At 41.9% G+C, this 15225-nt stretch carries 11 protein-coding genes; 6 read left to right on the top strand and 5 right to left on the bottom strand.

Going from position 1 to position 15225, the window contains the following annotated elements; translation table 11 throughout:
- Positions 1 to 31 precede the first annotated feature (31 nt).
- Complete coding sequence (locus tag ES754_RS06935) at positions 32 to 820, bottom strand: crotonase/enoyl-CoA hydratase family protein (protein ID WP_147223480.1); 789 nt, start codon at positions 818 to 820, stop codon at positions 32 to 34.
- Positions 821 to 1066: 246 nt separating this feature from the next.
- Here ES754_RS06935 and rlmF point away from each other — a divergent pair, with 246 nt between their 5' ends.
- Complete coding sequence (rlmF, locus tag ES754_RS06930; protein ID WP_147223479.1) at positions 1067 to 2104, top strand: 23S rRNA (adenine(1618)-N(6))-methyltransferase RlmF; 1038 nt, start codon at positions 1067 to 1069, stop codon at positions 2102 to 2104.
- A 124-nt stretch (positions 2105 to 2228) separates the two neighbouring features.
- On the opposite strand, the gene gyrB is transcribed toward rlmF, so the two are convergent.
- From gyrB to dnaA, 4 genes are all read right to left on the bottom strand, one after another.
- Positions 2229 to 4838 (bottom strand): DNA topoisomerase (ATP-hydrolyzing) subunit B, encoded by a 2610-nt coding sequence (gene gyrB / locus ES754_RS06925; RefSeq protein WP_420825353.1) that lies wholly within the window; start codon positions 4836 to 4838, stop codon positions 2229 to 2231.
- 581 nt (positions 4839 to 5419) lie between these two features.
- Positions 5420 to 6583 carry a DNA replication/repair protein RecF gene (recF, locus tag ES754_RS06920; protein ID WP_147223475.1) on the bottom strand — a complete coding sequence of 388 codons (1164 nt, stop codon included), beginning with the start codon at positions 6581 to 6583 and terminating at the stop codon, positions 5420 to 5422.
- A 154-nt stretch (positions 6584 to 6737) separates the two neighbouring features.
- Positions 6738 to 7913, bottom strand: a complete 1176-nt coding sequence (gene dnaN / locus ES754_RS06915) for a DNA polymerase III subunit beta (RefSeq protein ID WP_147223473.1) — start codon at positions 7911 to 7913, stop codon at positions 6738 to 6740.
- A gap of 200 nt (positions 7914 to 8113) precedes the next feature.
- Positions 8114 to 9604, bottom strand: coding sequence for a chromosomal replication initiator protein DnaA (dnaA, locus tag ES754_RS06910; RefSeq protein WP_147223471.1), 1491 nt, complete (start codon positions 9602 to 9604; stop codon positions 8114 to 8116).
- A gap of 682 nt (positions 9605 to 10286) precedes the next feature.
- Here dnaA and rpmH point away from each other — a divergent pair.
- From rpmH to mnmE, 5 genes are all read left to right on the top strand, one after another.
- On the top strand, positions 10287 to 10421 hold the full coding sequence (gene rpmH / locus ES754_RS06905; protein ID WP_007394757.1) for a 50S ribosomal protein L34: 135 nt from the start codon (positions 10287 to 10289) through the stop codon (positions 10419 to 10421).
- A 217-nt stretch (positions 10422 to 10638) separates the two neighbouring features.
- Positions 10639 to 11010, top strand: a complete 372-nt coding sequence (rnpA, locus tag ES754_RS06900; RefSeq protein ID WP_147223469.1) for a ribonuclease P protein component — start codon at positions 10639 to 10641, stop codon at positions 11008 to 11010.
- Between the two features lies 1 nt (position 11011).
- Positions 11012 to 11434 carry a membrane protein insertion efficiency factor YidD gene (gene yidD, locus ES754_RS06895; protein WP_147223467.1) on the top strand — a complete coding sequence of 141 codons (423 nt, stop codon included), beginning with the start codon at positions 11012 to 11014 and terminating at the stop codon, positions 11432 to 11434.
- Positions 11435 to 11625: 191 nt separating this feature from the next.
- Positions 11626 to 13317, top strand: a complete 1692-nt coding sequence (gene yidC, locus ES754_RS06890; RefSeq protein ID WP_147223465.1) for a membrane protein insertase YidC — start codon at positions 11626 to 11628, stop codon at positions 13315 to 13317.
- Between the two features lie 221 nt (positions 13318 to 13538).
- Positions 13539 to 15020, top strand: coding sequence for a tRNA uridine-5-carboxymethylaminomethyl(34) synthesis GTPase MnmE (gene mnmE, locus ES754_RS06885; protein ID WP_147223463.1), 1482 nt, complete (start codon positions 13539 to 13541; stop codon positions 15018 to 15020).
- The last annotated feature ends 205 nt before the right edge of the window (positions 15021 to 15225 follow it).

Below are 15225 nucleotides of genomic sequence, written 5' to 3'. Positions count from 1 at the left end.
AAATTAATAATTTTTATTATTTTCTCTAAAACTATCTTCCCACAAATTCAGCTTCTCTTCTCTCAACCATCGCCATCGCGCCCTCTTTCGCATCTTCTGAATGAAATAAAGGCGGCAAATAGCTATGAATGTTAGCTAAGGCTACTTTTGCACCATTACGACTGGCATCTTGTGCTGAAGATAGCAGTGCTTGCACCCCAAGCGGAGCTGCTGTGCAAATCTCTTGCGCAATAGTCAATGCGCGCTCGTATTCTTCCCCATTTGGCACGACTTCACTGATTAAATTTAATCTATCAGCCGTTTGCGCATCGAAGTTTTTACCCGTTAATAGATAGGGCATGGCTTTTTGCCAACCTGCTGCTTGCACAAAGCGTACCGTCGCGCCACCAAACGGCATGATACCGCGCTGTACTTCCATTTGCGCAAAGTTGCAGTTGTCACTTGCGATGACCACATCGGCATTTAACATGAGCTCAATGCCAGCGGTAAAGCACGTTCCTTGTACCGCAACGACGACGGGTTTAGTGCGTAACTTACCACCAATGCCCCACGGGTCGATTTGATTAGCGTCAAATTCAAACGCGCCTTTATCCCATTTATCCTTTAATTCCATGAGGTCTAAACCGGCTGTGAAATGCTCACCATGGGCGAAAATTAACGCACAGCGTAAATAGGCGTCATTTTCATAACGGGTAAGCGCCTCAGATAACTGCGCTATCATATGACTGTCAAAGGCGTTGCGTTTACCAGCGCGATTGAGCCCAATCAGACAGATAGTATCTTGAGTGTCATAGGTGATGCGATCCATGGCAGTATTCATAACGTTGTCCTTGTTGGTTGTTATTTTATAAGTCGCTATTTTCTTTTAAACATAGTCTGTTAAACAGCGTAGCCGCTTTTTAATATAGCCAGCCAAGTAGCCTAACGCAAGGTGCTTTACTGTCCCTCTCGTTCAGCCTTTTATCCTTACTATTTTTACCCCATAACTTCTAAAATGATATCTAAATAGTCGCGCGTGAAATCTGCTACACTTACCGGTTATATCCACATATCGCAGCCCAAAACCATGACAAGTAAGCCTATGAACCGTCGTCCAACCACCACTAGTCACCGCAATCGCTCGCCTGAAACTGCCAAGAAGTTAGGACAGCTACATCCGCGCAATCCGCACCAAGGTCGCTATGACTTTCCCATATTGACCCGCGCTTTGCCTGAGCTTGCCAAGCATACGATTACCAATCCTAATGGCGAGCCGACGATTAATTTCTCAGACAGTGCCGCCGTGCGCGTACTTAATCAGGCGTTACTGGCGCATTATTATGGGGTTAAATTTTGGGATATTTCGGAGGGCTATCTATGTCCACCGATTCCGGGTCGTGCCGATTATATTCATTATATTGCCGACCTGCTCGCGCAAACCACGCATGTTAATAAAGACAATACGCCGCCGACTGGCAAAGAAATCCATGCCCTCGACATTGGTACCGGTGCCAGTGCGATTTATCCCATTGTCGGTAGTCAAAGCTATGGCTGGCGCTTTACGGCTTCAGACATTGATCCGATATCGGTCAATACCGCAGCGCTTATTTGTGAAACCAATCCCAAGCTAAAGAACGCGGTTAAAGTGAAGCTGCAACCTGAACCCAAGTTTATTTTTAAAAATATCATCGGTCGCCAAGATTACTTTGATGTGGTGGTCTGTAACCCGCCATTCCATGCCTCACTAGAGGAAGCGATGGAAGCCAATAGCCGTAAGCAGCATAATTTGCAACGACATCGCGGTAAGAATGAAAACGAACAAATCAGCCGTAGCTCAACCAAGTCTGGCAATGCCGCACAGAATCTAAACTTTGGTGGTCAACATAAAGAGTTGTGGAGTGAAGGCGGCGAAATTGCCTTTTTGACCAAGATGGCAAAAGAGAGTCAAGACTTTGCTGAGCATGTTGGTTGGTTTACTACTTTAGTGTCAAAGTCTGAAAACGTGAAACCATTACAACTGTTATTACAACAGCTGGATGTGGCACAAATGCGTATCATTGAGATGAGTCAAGGTCAAAAGAACACTCGTATTTTGGCATGGCGTTTTAATAGTGATGACGAGTAATATTTACAATCAGTAGTATTCAAAGAATACAATACTTCTTTAAGTTTCACGTGAAACAAAAAAACCGCTTTGATAATCAAAGCGGTTTTTTTAATTGGAAAAATTTGATTGTTAGTCGTCTAAGTTAGATGTCTAAATTAGAAACCGTCAGCGCGTTCTCTTCAATAAAGATACGGCGCGGTTCCACATCATCACCCATTAAGCAAGTGAACATGTGGTCAGCGGCGATGGCATCTTCAATAGTCACTCGCAGCATGCGACGGTTTTCAGGATCCATAGTGGTATCCCAAAGCTGATCGGCGTTCATCTCACCCAGACCTTTATAGCGCTGAACGGCTAAACCACGACGCGCTTCCAACATCATTTGCTGCCACAAGAAGTCAAAATCACGGATTGGAATGTCTTTAGTAGCGCTAGTACTATCGCGGCGGATAAAGGCACTGTCGGCTAACAAAGTATTCCATTCGCTTGACAGACGCAACAGGCGCGCGTATTCACCGGAATTGATAAAGCTGGCATCAAGCAAATAGTTATGCGCCAATTGATGTACATAAACGGTTATGCGTGGTAGCCATTGCGCTTTAGTCGATAACATATCGCTATTTGAGGTTTCGGTTTCGCCCTCAATGGTTAACTCTGGTTCAGGTTGCGGTTTCATACCCATCAAATCTGCGGTTACCGCATCAATAACCTTCGGCGTAGGCGCATGAATATTAACCAGTTCAATCTCAGGATGCAAGTCACTGCCGAAATGCTCAAGTTGAGTTTGTAAGGTATCTTTCCAAGCTTGCATCGCTGACAAATCATAAGTCATGTCAGTCGTCAGCTTCGGCGTATGGGTCAACGCGTCCAACAACACTGCCGGATAACGAATCTGCAAACGAGCTTTAATCAGCTGAGTTTGGTTATAATCATTCAGCAAAGTCTCAAGCGCTTGACCTGTTATTGCAGGGGCAGCAGCACTAACGTGCAGCTTGGTATTATCAATCGTTGACGATAATAAGTAAGCTTTTAGCGCTTCATCGTCTTTTAGATACAGTTCTTGACGACCTTTTTTCACTTTATAAAGTGGTGGCTGAGCGATATAAATATAGCCACGCTCAATCAACTCAGGCGTTTGACGGAAGAAAAAGGTCAATAGCAACGTTCTAATGTGCGATCCATCAACATCCGCATCGGTCATGATAATGATTTTATGATAACGGACTTTATCAGGATTATATTCATCCGGACCGATACCACAGCCAAGCGCCGTAATTAGGTTACCGACTTCAGCAGACGATAACATCTTGTCAAAACGCGCGCGCTCAACGTTAAGAATTTTACCTTTTAGCGGCAAAATAGCTTGGGTTTTACGGCTACGACCTTGCTTGGCCGAACCGCCAGCAGAGTCCCCTTCCACAATATAGAGCTCTGATAAAGCGGGGTCTTTTTCTTGGCAATCAGCAAGCTTACCTGGTAAACCTGCAATATCTAATGTGGTCTTACGACGGGTCATCTCACGCGCTTTACGAGCCGCATCACGCGCACGAGCCGCATCAATAATCTTACCGGCAATTAATTTACCAGCGCCGGGATTCTCTTGCAGATAATCATTGAACTTATCATGCATCGCTGATTCAACCGCGGATTTTACTTCGCTTGATACTAATTTATCTTTGGTTTGGCTAGAGAACTTCGGATCAGGCACTTTAACCGAAACAATTGCAGTTAAGCCTTCACGAGCATCGTCACCGGTTGCGACGATCTTTTCTTTTTTGAATAAATTTTCGCGGTCCATATAAGTATTTAAGCAACGCGTTAATGCGGAGCGAAAGCCTGATAAATGCGTACCACCGTCTCTTTGCGGTATATTATTGGTAAAGCACAACACTTTTTCGTTATAAGTATCTGTCCATTGCAAGGCTACTTCGACACTAATACCATCGGCTTGTTCACTGACGAAGTGAAATACTTCATTGACGCCATCTTTACCGGCATTAATGTAGCTAACGAACTCTGACAGACCGCCTTTATGTTCAAACTCGTGACGCTTATCAATACGCTCATCGGTCAAGATAATGCGCACACCGGAATTGAGAAACGATAGCTCACGTAGCCGTTTGGCTAAAATATCATATTCAAAAATAGTACCGGTGAACACATCCGTGCTGGGATAAAAGCGAATTTGCGTACCCGTTCTATCGGTTGCTTCTATCGGCTGAATATCACCGTCAGGCACACCATCAGTATAAGTCTGCTGATAATGATAGCCTTCACGCCAAATGTTCATCTCAAGCTTTTTAGACAAGGCATTAACGACCGATACGCCGACGCCATGCAAACCGCCTGATACTTTATAGCTGTTATCATCGAACTTACCGCCAGCATGCAATACGGTCATGATGACCTGCGCGGCAGAAACTCCTTCCTCCGGATGAATATCTACCGGCACGCCACGACCATTATCGCTGACACTTACGGACTCATCGTCATGAATAACGATATCAATGCGGTCACAGTGACCAGCAAGCGCCTCATCGATAGAGTTATCCACCACCTCAAACACCATATGATGCAAACCGGTACCATCATCGGTATCACCAATATACATCCCTGGGCGCACGCGCACCGCCTCAAGTCCACGCAAGACGCGAATATCTTTGGAGCTATAATCGGACTGATTACTTTCAGTAACCACATCAGGGGCAAGCGTCTGAGCCGTGCTATCTGCTATCAGCTGCTCGTTGTCGATAGGTAGTGAATCACTCATAGGTATTCCTTAATCAAGCCATAATCGGCTATTTATCAGGCGCACACCACTACAGCGCGGCACAATGACGTTATCTTAGACTTAACTTATCAGGGTTAATATCTATAATTGAAACCTAATGGAGACATATTAAAAAATGAACGTTATTGTCTTAGCAAACTAATCATAGCCATTATTTTGATGTAGATGTTTTAGACTAAATGACTATCGCATAAAACAATGCGTTATCAACCACTTGGCACTTTATAACTGTGAACAAAAATAGCTACAAAGCAATTAGATAACTTACTGGAAATAGGACAAAAACAAAGCCTTATTTTAGCATTTTTTCGCCTATAAGTCACTGTTTAGTAGTGGGTTTAGGCAGACTAGAGCGGTTAATTAGAAGAAAGAAAATATCAGTAGAATGGTAAAAAATATAGGCTTAGCAGACAGGTAGTAAAAAGCTCAAAAGGCAAAGAAAGAAAAATAAACAGAGAGTTAGAATTGTTTAAAAAAGATAAAGTTTGGCTACAAGAGATTGAATTTTAATAAAAAAGTCTATGTCAGTAAGAAGTATTGGACTAATAAGCAGAAAGTACCCCCTGTTTCATGTGAAACATATTCGGTGCTGACCAATACTTATTGATTAAAGGCACGATATCATCAGTTAAACTAGTTATAAATACCTGACAAGGCAGCCTTGATAAGGTGGCCAATAGAATCTCTAACGCCCTCTCATCCAGCTCGGCGGTGATATCGTCCAGTAACACTACCGGCGTAGCATGCGTCTGATTAGTAGGCTGTAATGTATCGGCTGTCTCTAAGCTATTAAGCAATAAAGGCAATTGTGATAACCGTAAGGCGGTAATTAACAGCTTCTTTTCACCACGCGACAGTATATTGGCTGCCTGCTCTTTTAGTGCTGGTAGCTTAGTATCAATATCAGCGCTATCAGAGCGCCAATGTACATGCACATCAGCGCGGTGGCTGCCGATACGGGTATAACCCAACTGCAAATCTTGAGGTAATCGCTCTTGTAGTTGTTCATCAAAAGGCAAGCTGACATCGTAGCCCGGACTATAACTTAGACTCAATTGCTGCGCATAAGTAGGTAATAACTGAGCGATACTTTGGGCAAAATAAGGTTGCCAAGCTTCAAAGATACTAGCGCGATAATGATGAATTAAGGCGGCATGATTGGCCAAGCCCTTATCCCATGACTTTAGCTCAGCTTGCTGGCTTTGCGATAGATGCTTGGTTTGCTTCAGTAGACTGTTACGTTGTTTCAACAGACGTTGATACGCCACCCATTGTGGATGAAAGCCTTGTTTCATGTGAAACACTAACCAATCTAACAATTGACGACGACTGGCACTACCCTGCTCGAGCATATCCATGGTAGAGGGGTCGATAAGTAAGGTAGGTAGCTGTTCGGTGAGGATACTTTGATTATAAACGGTGCTTTGATTGAGACGTAGAACAGTCGTGGCATCTGCTTGTTTTTGGATGGCTAAAGTACTGCCATCGCTAAGTTTAGCGTGTGCCGTTGCTGCTGGCTGATGGTGCTGTACATAGCGTTTAGGCTGGCTATGGCGAAAGCTTTTACCCCGCGATAATAAGAATATCGCCTCTAGCAATGAAGTTTTGCCACTACCATTCGCCCCAATAATGACGTTACAGGCAGCAGCTTGCATATTAACTTGGCTAAGATTGCGCAGATACGAGACTTGTAGACGTTCAATCATAATACTTATAACCACCCGTTTATAGTGCCTGTCATCGCATGGATAATTTGCTGTGATTAGATTACTGCGCTTAAATAAAACCCATTAAATCAATGAGTCAAATGATGCTAATCAAACAACTCAGTGACTTAACTTTGGTGATAAATACTAACCACTATATACGCATGGGCATAATGACATATTGATGAAATTCATCATTAAGCTGATTCACCAGTACTGAAGCATTGGACTGACTCATGTGCATTTGTAAGTCGCCTTGGATAACACCTAGCACGTCTTGCAGATAGGCCGCATTAAAAGACAGCTCCATCGGTTCGCCTTGATATTTGGCTTGAATCATCTCAACGGCTTCATCTTGCTCCGCGTTATTGGCGCGTACTTCAACCATGCCATCACTGGCAAAATTAAACACCACGCCGCGCGACTTCTCATTACTTAAAATAGCCACACGGCGCAGCACATCAGTCATTTTTTCTTGGTTAAACAGCGCTAATTTATCAGTATTACTGGGCATAACGCGGCGGTAATCAGGGAACTTACCATCGATAAGACGTGCAGTAAACGTCACCATTAAATCTTGGCTCACTTGCCCTGTACTATCAACCTCACCAAACGGTAGGCTGACCTGTAAAAATTCGCGGCCAAAGCTTAGAGTCACCATATTGTCTTGGTCGCCAAGCATTTTTCCCAGCTCAGTGGCTAAACGCTCAAGCTCAATCACCGCTTTGCGCGGCAGAATAGCCTGCATGTTTAAATCAGCGCTAACGTCAATCACACTACGGGCTAAGGCCAATCTATGACCATCGGTAGCGACGGTAGTTAACTGCTGTTGTGACACATCAAACAACATACCCGTTAAATAATAGCGCACATCTTGAATCGCCATAGCGAACTGGGTTTTGTGAATTAAATCTATTAGACGGCTACGTTGAATAGTCAAGGCAGTGACATTCTCAGGATTACCTAAGCTTGGATAGTCCTCGCTTGGCAGGGTTCCTAAGGTAAAACGGCTCTTACCACTGGTGAGCAGACAACGCTCATTTTCTTGGCTGGCAAGGTTCACTTGTGCTTGCACTGGTAATGATTTGCAAATATCTTTTAATTTTATCGCCGGTAAAGTCAGCGAACCGGCTTCTATGCAAGCACCAGCTGGCAATTTTAAGGTCGAAGTTAGCTCTACTTCTAAGTCAGATGCAGTCAAAATCAGCTCAGACTCAGTCAGCTGCAGCTTAATATTACCTAAAATCACCATATTATGGCGCTTGTCAGCGGCCTTGGCGATTAAGTTAATGGCTTTTAATAACGACTCTCGACTAAGCGATAATTGCATGCTGGGTTACTCTTATTTAAATGACTATTATTTCAGTATCTTGGTATTAACGCAGTATCTTGGTGCTAACATAGTATTTTTATAAAAAAAATTAACTTATATCGGTAGTTAGGAAACCAATAGTCACTATTTAGCCCTATTTCATTATAAAGCATTATAAACCATATTTGCCTACTAAGACACTTTATGGCGGCTATCCACTAAGCTGCTTGCAACATCATCGACAGGGATTTGTAATCCTTATCAAAGGCCGGATCTGCTGCCCGCAGCTGTGCCACTTTATCACAAGCATGCATCACTGTCGTATGATCGCGGCCGCCAAATGACTGACCAATATTGGGAAAGCTATCACCGGTTAACTCTCTTGATAATGCCATCGCTATCTGGCGTGGTCTAGCAATACTGCGCGTCCGCTTACGTCCCATAATATCTTTAACCGACACATCATAATATTCTGCGACTATTTTACGGATATTATCCATATTAACGGCTTGCACGCGCATAGCTACGATATCTTTTAACGCGTATTGCACCATCTCAAGTGTAATAGGCGCACCCGTTAAGTTGGCATTAGCAAATACTTGATTTAACGCACCCTCCAATCGCCTGACGTTAGAAACTACATTCTGAGCGATAAATAGCGCACAGTCTTTGGGTAGCGTCATGCCAAACCAAGCTGCTTTCTTTTGTAAGATTTGCACACGGGTATCAATCTCAGGCGGTTCAACAGCGACGGTCAGACCCCAAGAGAAGCGTGAGCGAAAGCGTTCATCGAATTCAGTCATTTGCGATGGATGACGATCCGATGCCAAAATAAGTTGCTTATCCCCGCTAGTAAAATCAGCAAATAAAGTTAGGAACTCATTACTACTTTTGGTTTTGCCCGCTAATACATGAATATCATCTACAATTAATAAATCAACTTTTTTTATTTTCTTTTTGAAATCTTCTATTTTATTATTTCTTAATGAGTAAACTAATTGGTTAATAAATTTTTCAGAAGTGAAATAATAAAAACTTCTATTGTTTTTTAAATAGCGACTTGCTACCGAATGCATTAAATGAGTTTTCCCCAAACCTGAAGGACCATATATAAATAAAGGATTGTGACGATTTTTTGATTGCGGTTTACTAAGCTCATAACAGGCTTTGTAGGCCAAGTTATTCGATTTTCCAGTAACAAAAGTCTCAAAAGTAAAGTCTGGGTTCAAATAGCTTAATGATCTAGCATCAGCCGCATCGGCAAAAGCAGCTTTCTGAGCTTCACTATCAACGCTGATACTATTGGCAATGGTACTGCTGATTTGAGACCTTTGTGACCCTGGGGTAGGGGAGGGATTGATACTATCTTCGGGGAATAGGCTTTCACAAAATAAAGAGTTAGACGCTTGATCAATAACGTTTTTAGCGTCTATTTCAAGATCAAGATGAGCACTATGGCTGGCATTATCAACATGCACTACAACTTCTTCGATACTACCTTGGCTGTGTTTGGCTACCAGCTGCTCAATGTCATTTAAGTGATTCTTTTTTATATATGAGACAAAATAATCATTGGGGGCGCGCACAATCAAAGTTTGCGCTTCTTGATGCGCTGATAACGGTCTCAACCACATGGTAAAGACGTTGTCTTTAACGCTGTAACGCAAATCTTCTAAGCATTTGTCCCAAAGCGTAGCTGTATCTATCATGGAGAATTATGACCTCATAATCTAAAGTGATTAATCTATCGTAACGTTTATATTTAGGCAGCAAGCAAAAGCTTTAAGACCTACTTTGCCTACAAATAAAGATAATATAAACTTTACTTTGAACTGGGCGCTAATTTATCACAATACCCTGTGGATAACATCCTATTTTTTGGGGATAACCCTGTGGATAGTTATGGGGATAAGTTCAAATAAAAAGTTATCCATATTCTGTGCACAGGTTATCCACAGGCTTACCCATAGTCCAAAACTTTGATTTAATTAAATAAATTTGACTTAACCACAGATATCAGAGCCCCCAACAACAACAATATATATATATACATTAATAATTATTATTATTGAATTCGCCAATTTCTGTGGATAACTTTGGCAAACACTACCGATACTTAATCTATTTTCAATAAAATTAATCCACAGCAGCTAAAAAATAGAGTAAATAATCTATATTTCATAGTGAGTTTCTCAAAAATAATATTGCTGAACAAGACTATGCCATTTTCAATATTAAAATTAGATAACCAAACGGCAAGAAACTTAGCCAAGCAAAAGAAATAATTATCAGCAGCACAGACAACGCTAAATTAGTTTATTGACCAAAACCAGTTGCGATGATATAATCCTGCGTTATTACGAATTTAGTCCATTATTTGATAGGTGAGTTATGAAACGTACATTCCAACCAAGCGTCATCAAACGCAAGCGTACTCACGGTTTCCGTGCTCGTATGGCAACAAAAAAAGGCCGCCAAGTTTTAGCACGTCGCCGCGCTAAAGGTCGTCATCGTCTTACCGTATAGTTTTATTTATCGGTAACATACGATATCTATGGCCTGTAGTGCATGTTGTGCGTCTATTATCTATGGAACCCAGTTATCTATATTTATGAAGCATTGACCACAACCGTCACCTAGCTATATATCAAAAGCGCCCACATCGGCGCTTTTTTTGTTGCTAAATTTTGTTGAGCCTAACATATCTTTTCTAACCAGTTTCTATTCTAATCCAGGTTGTATTATGTCTAACTCTACCGCACCTATACCTACTGCACGTTTCACTAAAGCACAGCGTCTGCTAACGCCAGTGGCTTTTCGTGAGGTTTTTGATGCCCCTGACCGTAAGTTGCATCAAAGCCATCTGATGGCCTTTGTACATAGCAATGCGTGCGACCAACCACGGGTGGGCATGGCTATTACTAAACGCAAAGTACCTACTGCAGTCACCCGTAATTTGATTAAGCGCTTAATACGCGAAAACTTTCGTGTACAAGCTTCTAAATTAGAAAATAAAGATATCGTTTTCATTGTTAAAAATTCTGTAAAAGGTTTAAGTAATAAAGAATTGAAAAATGAGATAAATAAAATTTTTAAGAAAATAGAAAAAAAATAAAATGAAATTTTTTAAAGATGGATTAGTTAAAAATAAATTAAATTATATTTTTTATGAATTTTTTATATATATCATTCTATTCTATCAAAGAATAATCAGTCCAATAATACCTGCTCGTTGCAGATATTACCCTACGTGCTCAAACTATGGCAAACAAGCTTTAGAGTGGCATGGCGTCTGGGCAGGTGGCTGGTTATTATTAAAACGTATCGGTAGCTGCCATCCTTTAGGGGGACACGGTATTGACTTTGTGCCGTTACCTTTAGCTTCTTATATTTATTATTACTTGCCAATTCCTGTGCTTGCTTCTACGTCTCTTGCTATAAATATGCCATCTATTACTAAATGTAATGGTTTAGGATTAGGCGTCTATCGTGATGATATAAGTTATGTTGCTCTCTTAAATTATTTAATGAGATCGTAGTACAAGCCTTTAATTATCACTGCTATAAGTTACCCACAGGTTATCCACACTGTTGGTATCATTTGAAGTGTTTTTTTAGTAAAATGATGCACAATTTATGTAAATGATTACTGACATTGTGGTAAGTCTTTGGACCGCTGCAATCTTGTTGTCATGACTCACGCTCTAATTTTTCACTCTAGGATAGGTTTATGCAAAAGATATTTCGGGTGATGATCATCATTGCGATGCTAATCACCGCTTATCTGCTGATTTTGGCATGGCGAGATGATTATGCTGATGCGCCAGTTGTTGACACGGTGTCAGAATCAGCAATTTCAGTAGGAGGTGATATTCCCTCTACTACAGGTACTGCCAGTGATATTCCGGTACAGACGCTACCGACTGATAGCAATGTGCCAGCAACAGTAGGCACTGCGCCGGCTAAAGATGCAGGACTCATCACGGTTACCACTGATCGCTACGATATTAAAATCAATCCAGAAGGCGGGGATATCGTTTATGCCGCGCTCAAACAATATGATGCGACCCTTGATAGTGAGACGCCTTTCGTATTACTTGAGAACAACAGCAATCGTGTCTATATTGCGCAGTCTGGTTTAATTGGTCAAAATGGTATTGATACTGCAGAAGGTCGTGCTAATTATAGTCATAGCGCTAATAGTTATGAGATGCAAGATGGGCAGCAAACATTATCAGTACCGCTGACTTATAAAAAGGACGGCGTTACGGTTACTAAAACCTTTACTTTTACTCATGATAAGTATCCTATTGATGTTAGCTATCAAATTCAGAACGCCTCAGCACAACCATGGCAAGGTCAACTGTTTGCACAGCTAAAGCGTGATAGCAGTAAAGATCCAGGCATGTCAGATAAAGGGGCGCTAAGTATGGCGACTTATCTAGGCGGCGCTTGGGGAACACCTGATGACCCTTATAATAAGCTGAAATTTGGTAAGTTTAATGATGGTGCTCTGACTACTACCAGTGATAAAGGTTGGGTTGGCATCGTTCAGCATTACTTTGTATCCGCATGGACGCCTGAGAACTTCACGGGTAAGTTCTTTAGCCGTGAAACTGACGATGAGTACTTTATTGGTTTTAACAGCCAGCCTATTAATGTGGCAACCAATAAGCAAGTGACTTTAACGGCAACTCTATATGCCGGTCCAAAGGTTCAGTCTGAGCTGAAAGACGTGGCAGTTGGTCTTAATAAAACCGTTGATTACGGTCTATTATGGCCAATATCTAAAGTTCTATTTGCGATCCTTGATGGTATTCATAAAATTATTGGTAACTGGGGTTGGTCAATTATTCTATTGACGGTTTTGGTTAAGATTGCGTTGATGTGGTTCTCTAACAAGAGCTACTACTCAATGGCGAAGATGCGTGCTATTGCCCCACGTCTGGCCGCGTTAAAAGAAGAGCATGGCGACGATCGTATGAAGATGTCGCAAGAAATGATGGGCATCTATAAAGAAGAGAAAGTAAATCCGATGGCCGGTTGTTTGCCCATCTTAATGCAAATGCCTATCTTCCTAGCGCTATACTGGGTATTGGTTGAGAGTGTTGAGCTGCGTCATGCACCGTGGATATTATGGATTCATGATTTATCAGCGATGGATCCTTGGTTTATTCTACCGCTATTGATGGGTGGGTCGATGTTCGTACAGCAGCAATTAAATCCGCAGCCAACTGACCCTATGCAAGCGAAAGTAATGAAGTTTTTACCCATTATCTTTACTGCTTTCATGCTGTTCTTCCCAGCAGGTTTAGTGTTGTACTGGACAGTGAATAACCTATTCAGTATGTCGCATCAGTATATTGTTAATAAAAAAGTGCAAGAAGAACAGAAATTGCGTACCGTAAAAGTTCTTGATTAGTGCTTATTTCTTAATACTAAATTAAGTCTTTAAGTAAAAAAACCATCGCGCTTGCGGTGGTTTTTTTATGGTAAGTTGACTCTAGAGATAATCTGTTAAAGCTAAATAAATAAGTGTTGCTTATGAAACTGTAAAAGACGCTATCAAGTTTGTTTTGTTAGTCGTCACTAAGCCGTCTATAATGATATTTTTAGCTATCGAAATTAAGATTGAGAGTGCCAATGTCTGTGGATTCTATCGAAGCGGCTGCAACGCCAACTGATTCATCTAAGCTGCCTGTTAGCTCAGGACAGACCACGATTGCTGCTATTGCCACACCACTTGGTCGTGGTGGGGTGGGGATAATACGCCTCTCAGGTGCCAAAGCCTATGCAATTGCCTGTCAATTAACTGGCAAATCTGCCTTTACGCCAAGATTGGCCAGCTTTTGCCGTTTTTATCAAACGGCTGGCGGCGTTATCGATGAAGGTTTAGTGTTATATTTTAAAGGGCCGCATTCATTTACAGGTGAAGATGTGATTGAGCTGCAAGGTCATGGCGGCATAATATTACAGAATCAGCTGTTAGCGCGCGTGTTCGAGCTTGGTGCTAAGCAAGCAAGTGCTGGGGAGTTCTCTTATCGCGCTTTTGATAATGATAAGTTAGATTTAGTGCAAGCCGAAGCCATTGCTGATGCGATTGATGCCACTAGTGCCGCGGCGGCCAGTAGTGCCATCCGCTCGCTGAGCGGTGAATTCTCAAACAAGATTAACCAGCTACTAGAACAACTGATTCATTTGCGTCTGCATGTTGAGGCGGCAATTGATTTTCCAGATGAAGAGGATGTTGATTTCTTATCTGATGGTGTTATTCAAAATAAGCTTGAGCAAACTCAAGAACAAATACAGCAAGTATTGGCAACTGCTAAACAAGGCCAGCTCCTACGTGACGGCATTCATGTGGTATTGGCAGGTAGACCCAATGCGGGCAAATCTAGTTTGTTGAACCGTCTTGCTGGTCAAGAGCGCGCCATTGTCACTGAAGTGGCTGGAACGACTCGTGACACCCTCCAAGAAACGGTAGTTCTCAATGGCTTAACGCTACATTTAACTGATACTGCAGGCTTACGTGACACCGAAGATACAGTAGAGCGTATCGGTATTGCCCGTGCGCGCACAGCGATTAAGCAGGCTGATATCTTATTAATGGTCTATGATGTCACGCGTGATATTGAAGACAATGGCACGCCGTTAAAGCTGGCTGAGCAGCTGTTTGATGAGCTACCTGCGGCTAAGCGTTTATTGATTATTGCCAATAAAAGTGACTTGTTGAACGAAAGCGATTCATTGAGTAATGCTATAGATTCTAATGCTGCAACTATCATAAGTAATCTAAGTACTATGCAACAATTAGGCTATGAGCAAGTGAATGTTTCATGTGAAACAGGGGCTGGTATAGAAAATTTAATAGAAGCTTTATGTGCTAAAGTGGGCTTTCATCCGCCTGAAAATAGCTTAATCGCGCGTACTCGCCATCTAGATGCACTAAGACGTACCGCCGATTATCTGGTGGAGGCCCATGAACAATTAGTGGTGTTTCAAGCAGGGGAGCTGGTCGCTGAGAGTTTACGGCAAGCACAGCGTAGCTTAGGTGAAATCACGGGTGAATTCAGTGCTGATGACTTGCTAGGGAAAATATTTGGTAGCTTTTGTATTGGTAAATAATCAGAGCTATACAAAATCGCTTTACTTATTAATAGCGTCAATTTAACGTTTAAACTGATATAACAACGTGCTACTGAGATAAATTTTTCTAGCTTGCTGTTCGCAGGCGTGACAGAGGCTGCAAAAAAATTATCTCAGTAGCACTGTATCTGTTCTAAAGTGAATTGACTATATAAAACATTTACCATCAAAAAAAGGAAGAGGG

This window comes from Psychrobacter frigidicola, assembly GCF_007997305.1.
GTDB lineage: Bacteria > Pseudomonadota > Gammaproteobacteria > Pseudomonadales > Moraxellaceae > Psychrobacter > Psychrobacter frigidicola.
Note: the sequence above shows the minus strand (reverse complement) of the source record. Positions and strands in the feature narration are given on the sequence as shown.

Bases quoted from the DNA above. Each gene is read 5' to 3' on its own strand.
- dnaN (WP_147223473.1), bottom strand. From the start codon at position 7,913: ATGCAATTATCGCTTAGTCGAGAGTCGTTATTAAAAGCCATTAACTTA.
- ES754_RS06935 (WP_147223480.1), bottom strand. From the start codon at position 820: ATGAATACTGCCATGGATCGCATCACCTATGACACTCAAGATACTATC.
- rnpA (WP_147223469.1), top strand. From the start codon at position 10,639: ATGTCTAACTCTACCGCACCTATACCTACTGCACGTTTCACTAAAGCA.
- rlmF (WP_147223479.1), top strand. From the start codon at position 1,067: ATGACAAGTAAGCCTATGAACCGTCGTCCAACCACCACTAGTCACCGC.
- yidC (WP_147223465.1), top strand. From the start codon at position 11,626: ATGCAAAAGATATTTCGGGTGATGATCATCATTGCGATGCTAATCACC.
- mnmE (WP_147223463.1), top strand. From the start codon at position 13,539: ATGTCTGTGGATTCTATCGAAGCGGCTGCAACGCCAACTGATTCATCT.
- rpmH (WP_007394757.1), top strand. From the start codon at position 10,287: ATGAAACGTACATTCCAACCAAGCGTCATCAAACGCAAGCGTACTCAC.
- dnaA (WP_147223471.1), bottom strand. From the start codon at position 9,604: ATGATAGATACAGCTACGCTTTGGGACAAATGCTTAGAAGATTTGCGT.
- yidD (WP_147223467.1), top strand. From the start codon at position 11,012: ATGAAATTTTTTAAAGATGGATTAGTTAAAAATAAATTAAATTATATT.
- recF (WP_147223475.1), bottom strand. From the start codon at position 6,583: ATGATTGAACGTCTACAAGTCTCGTATCTGCGCAATCTTAGCCAAGTT.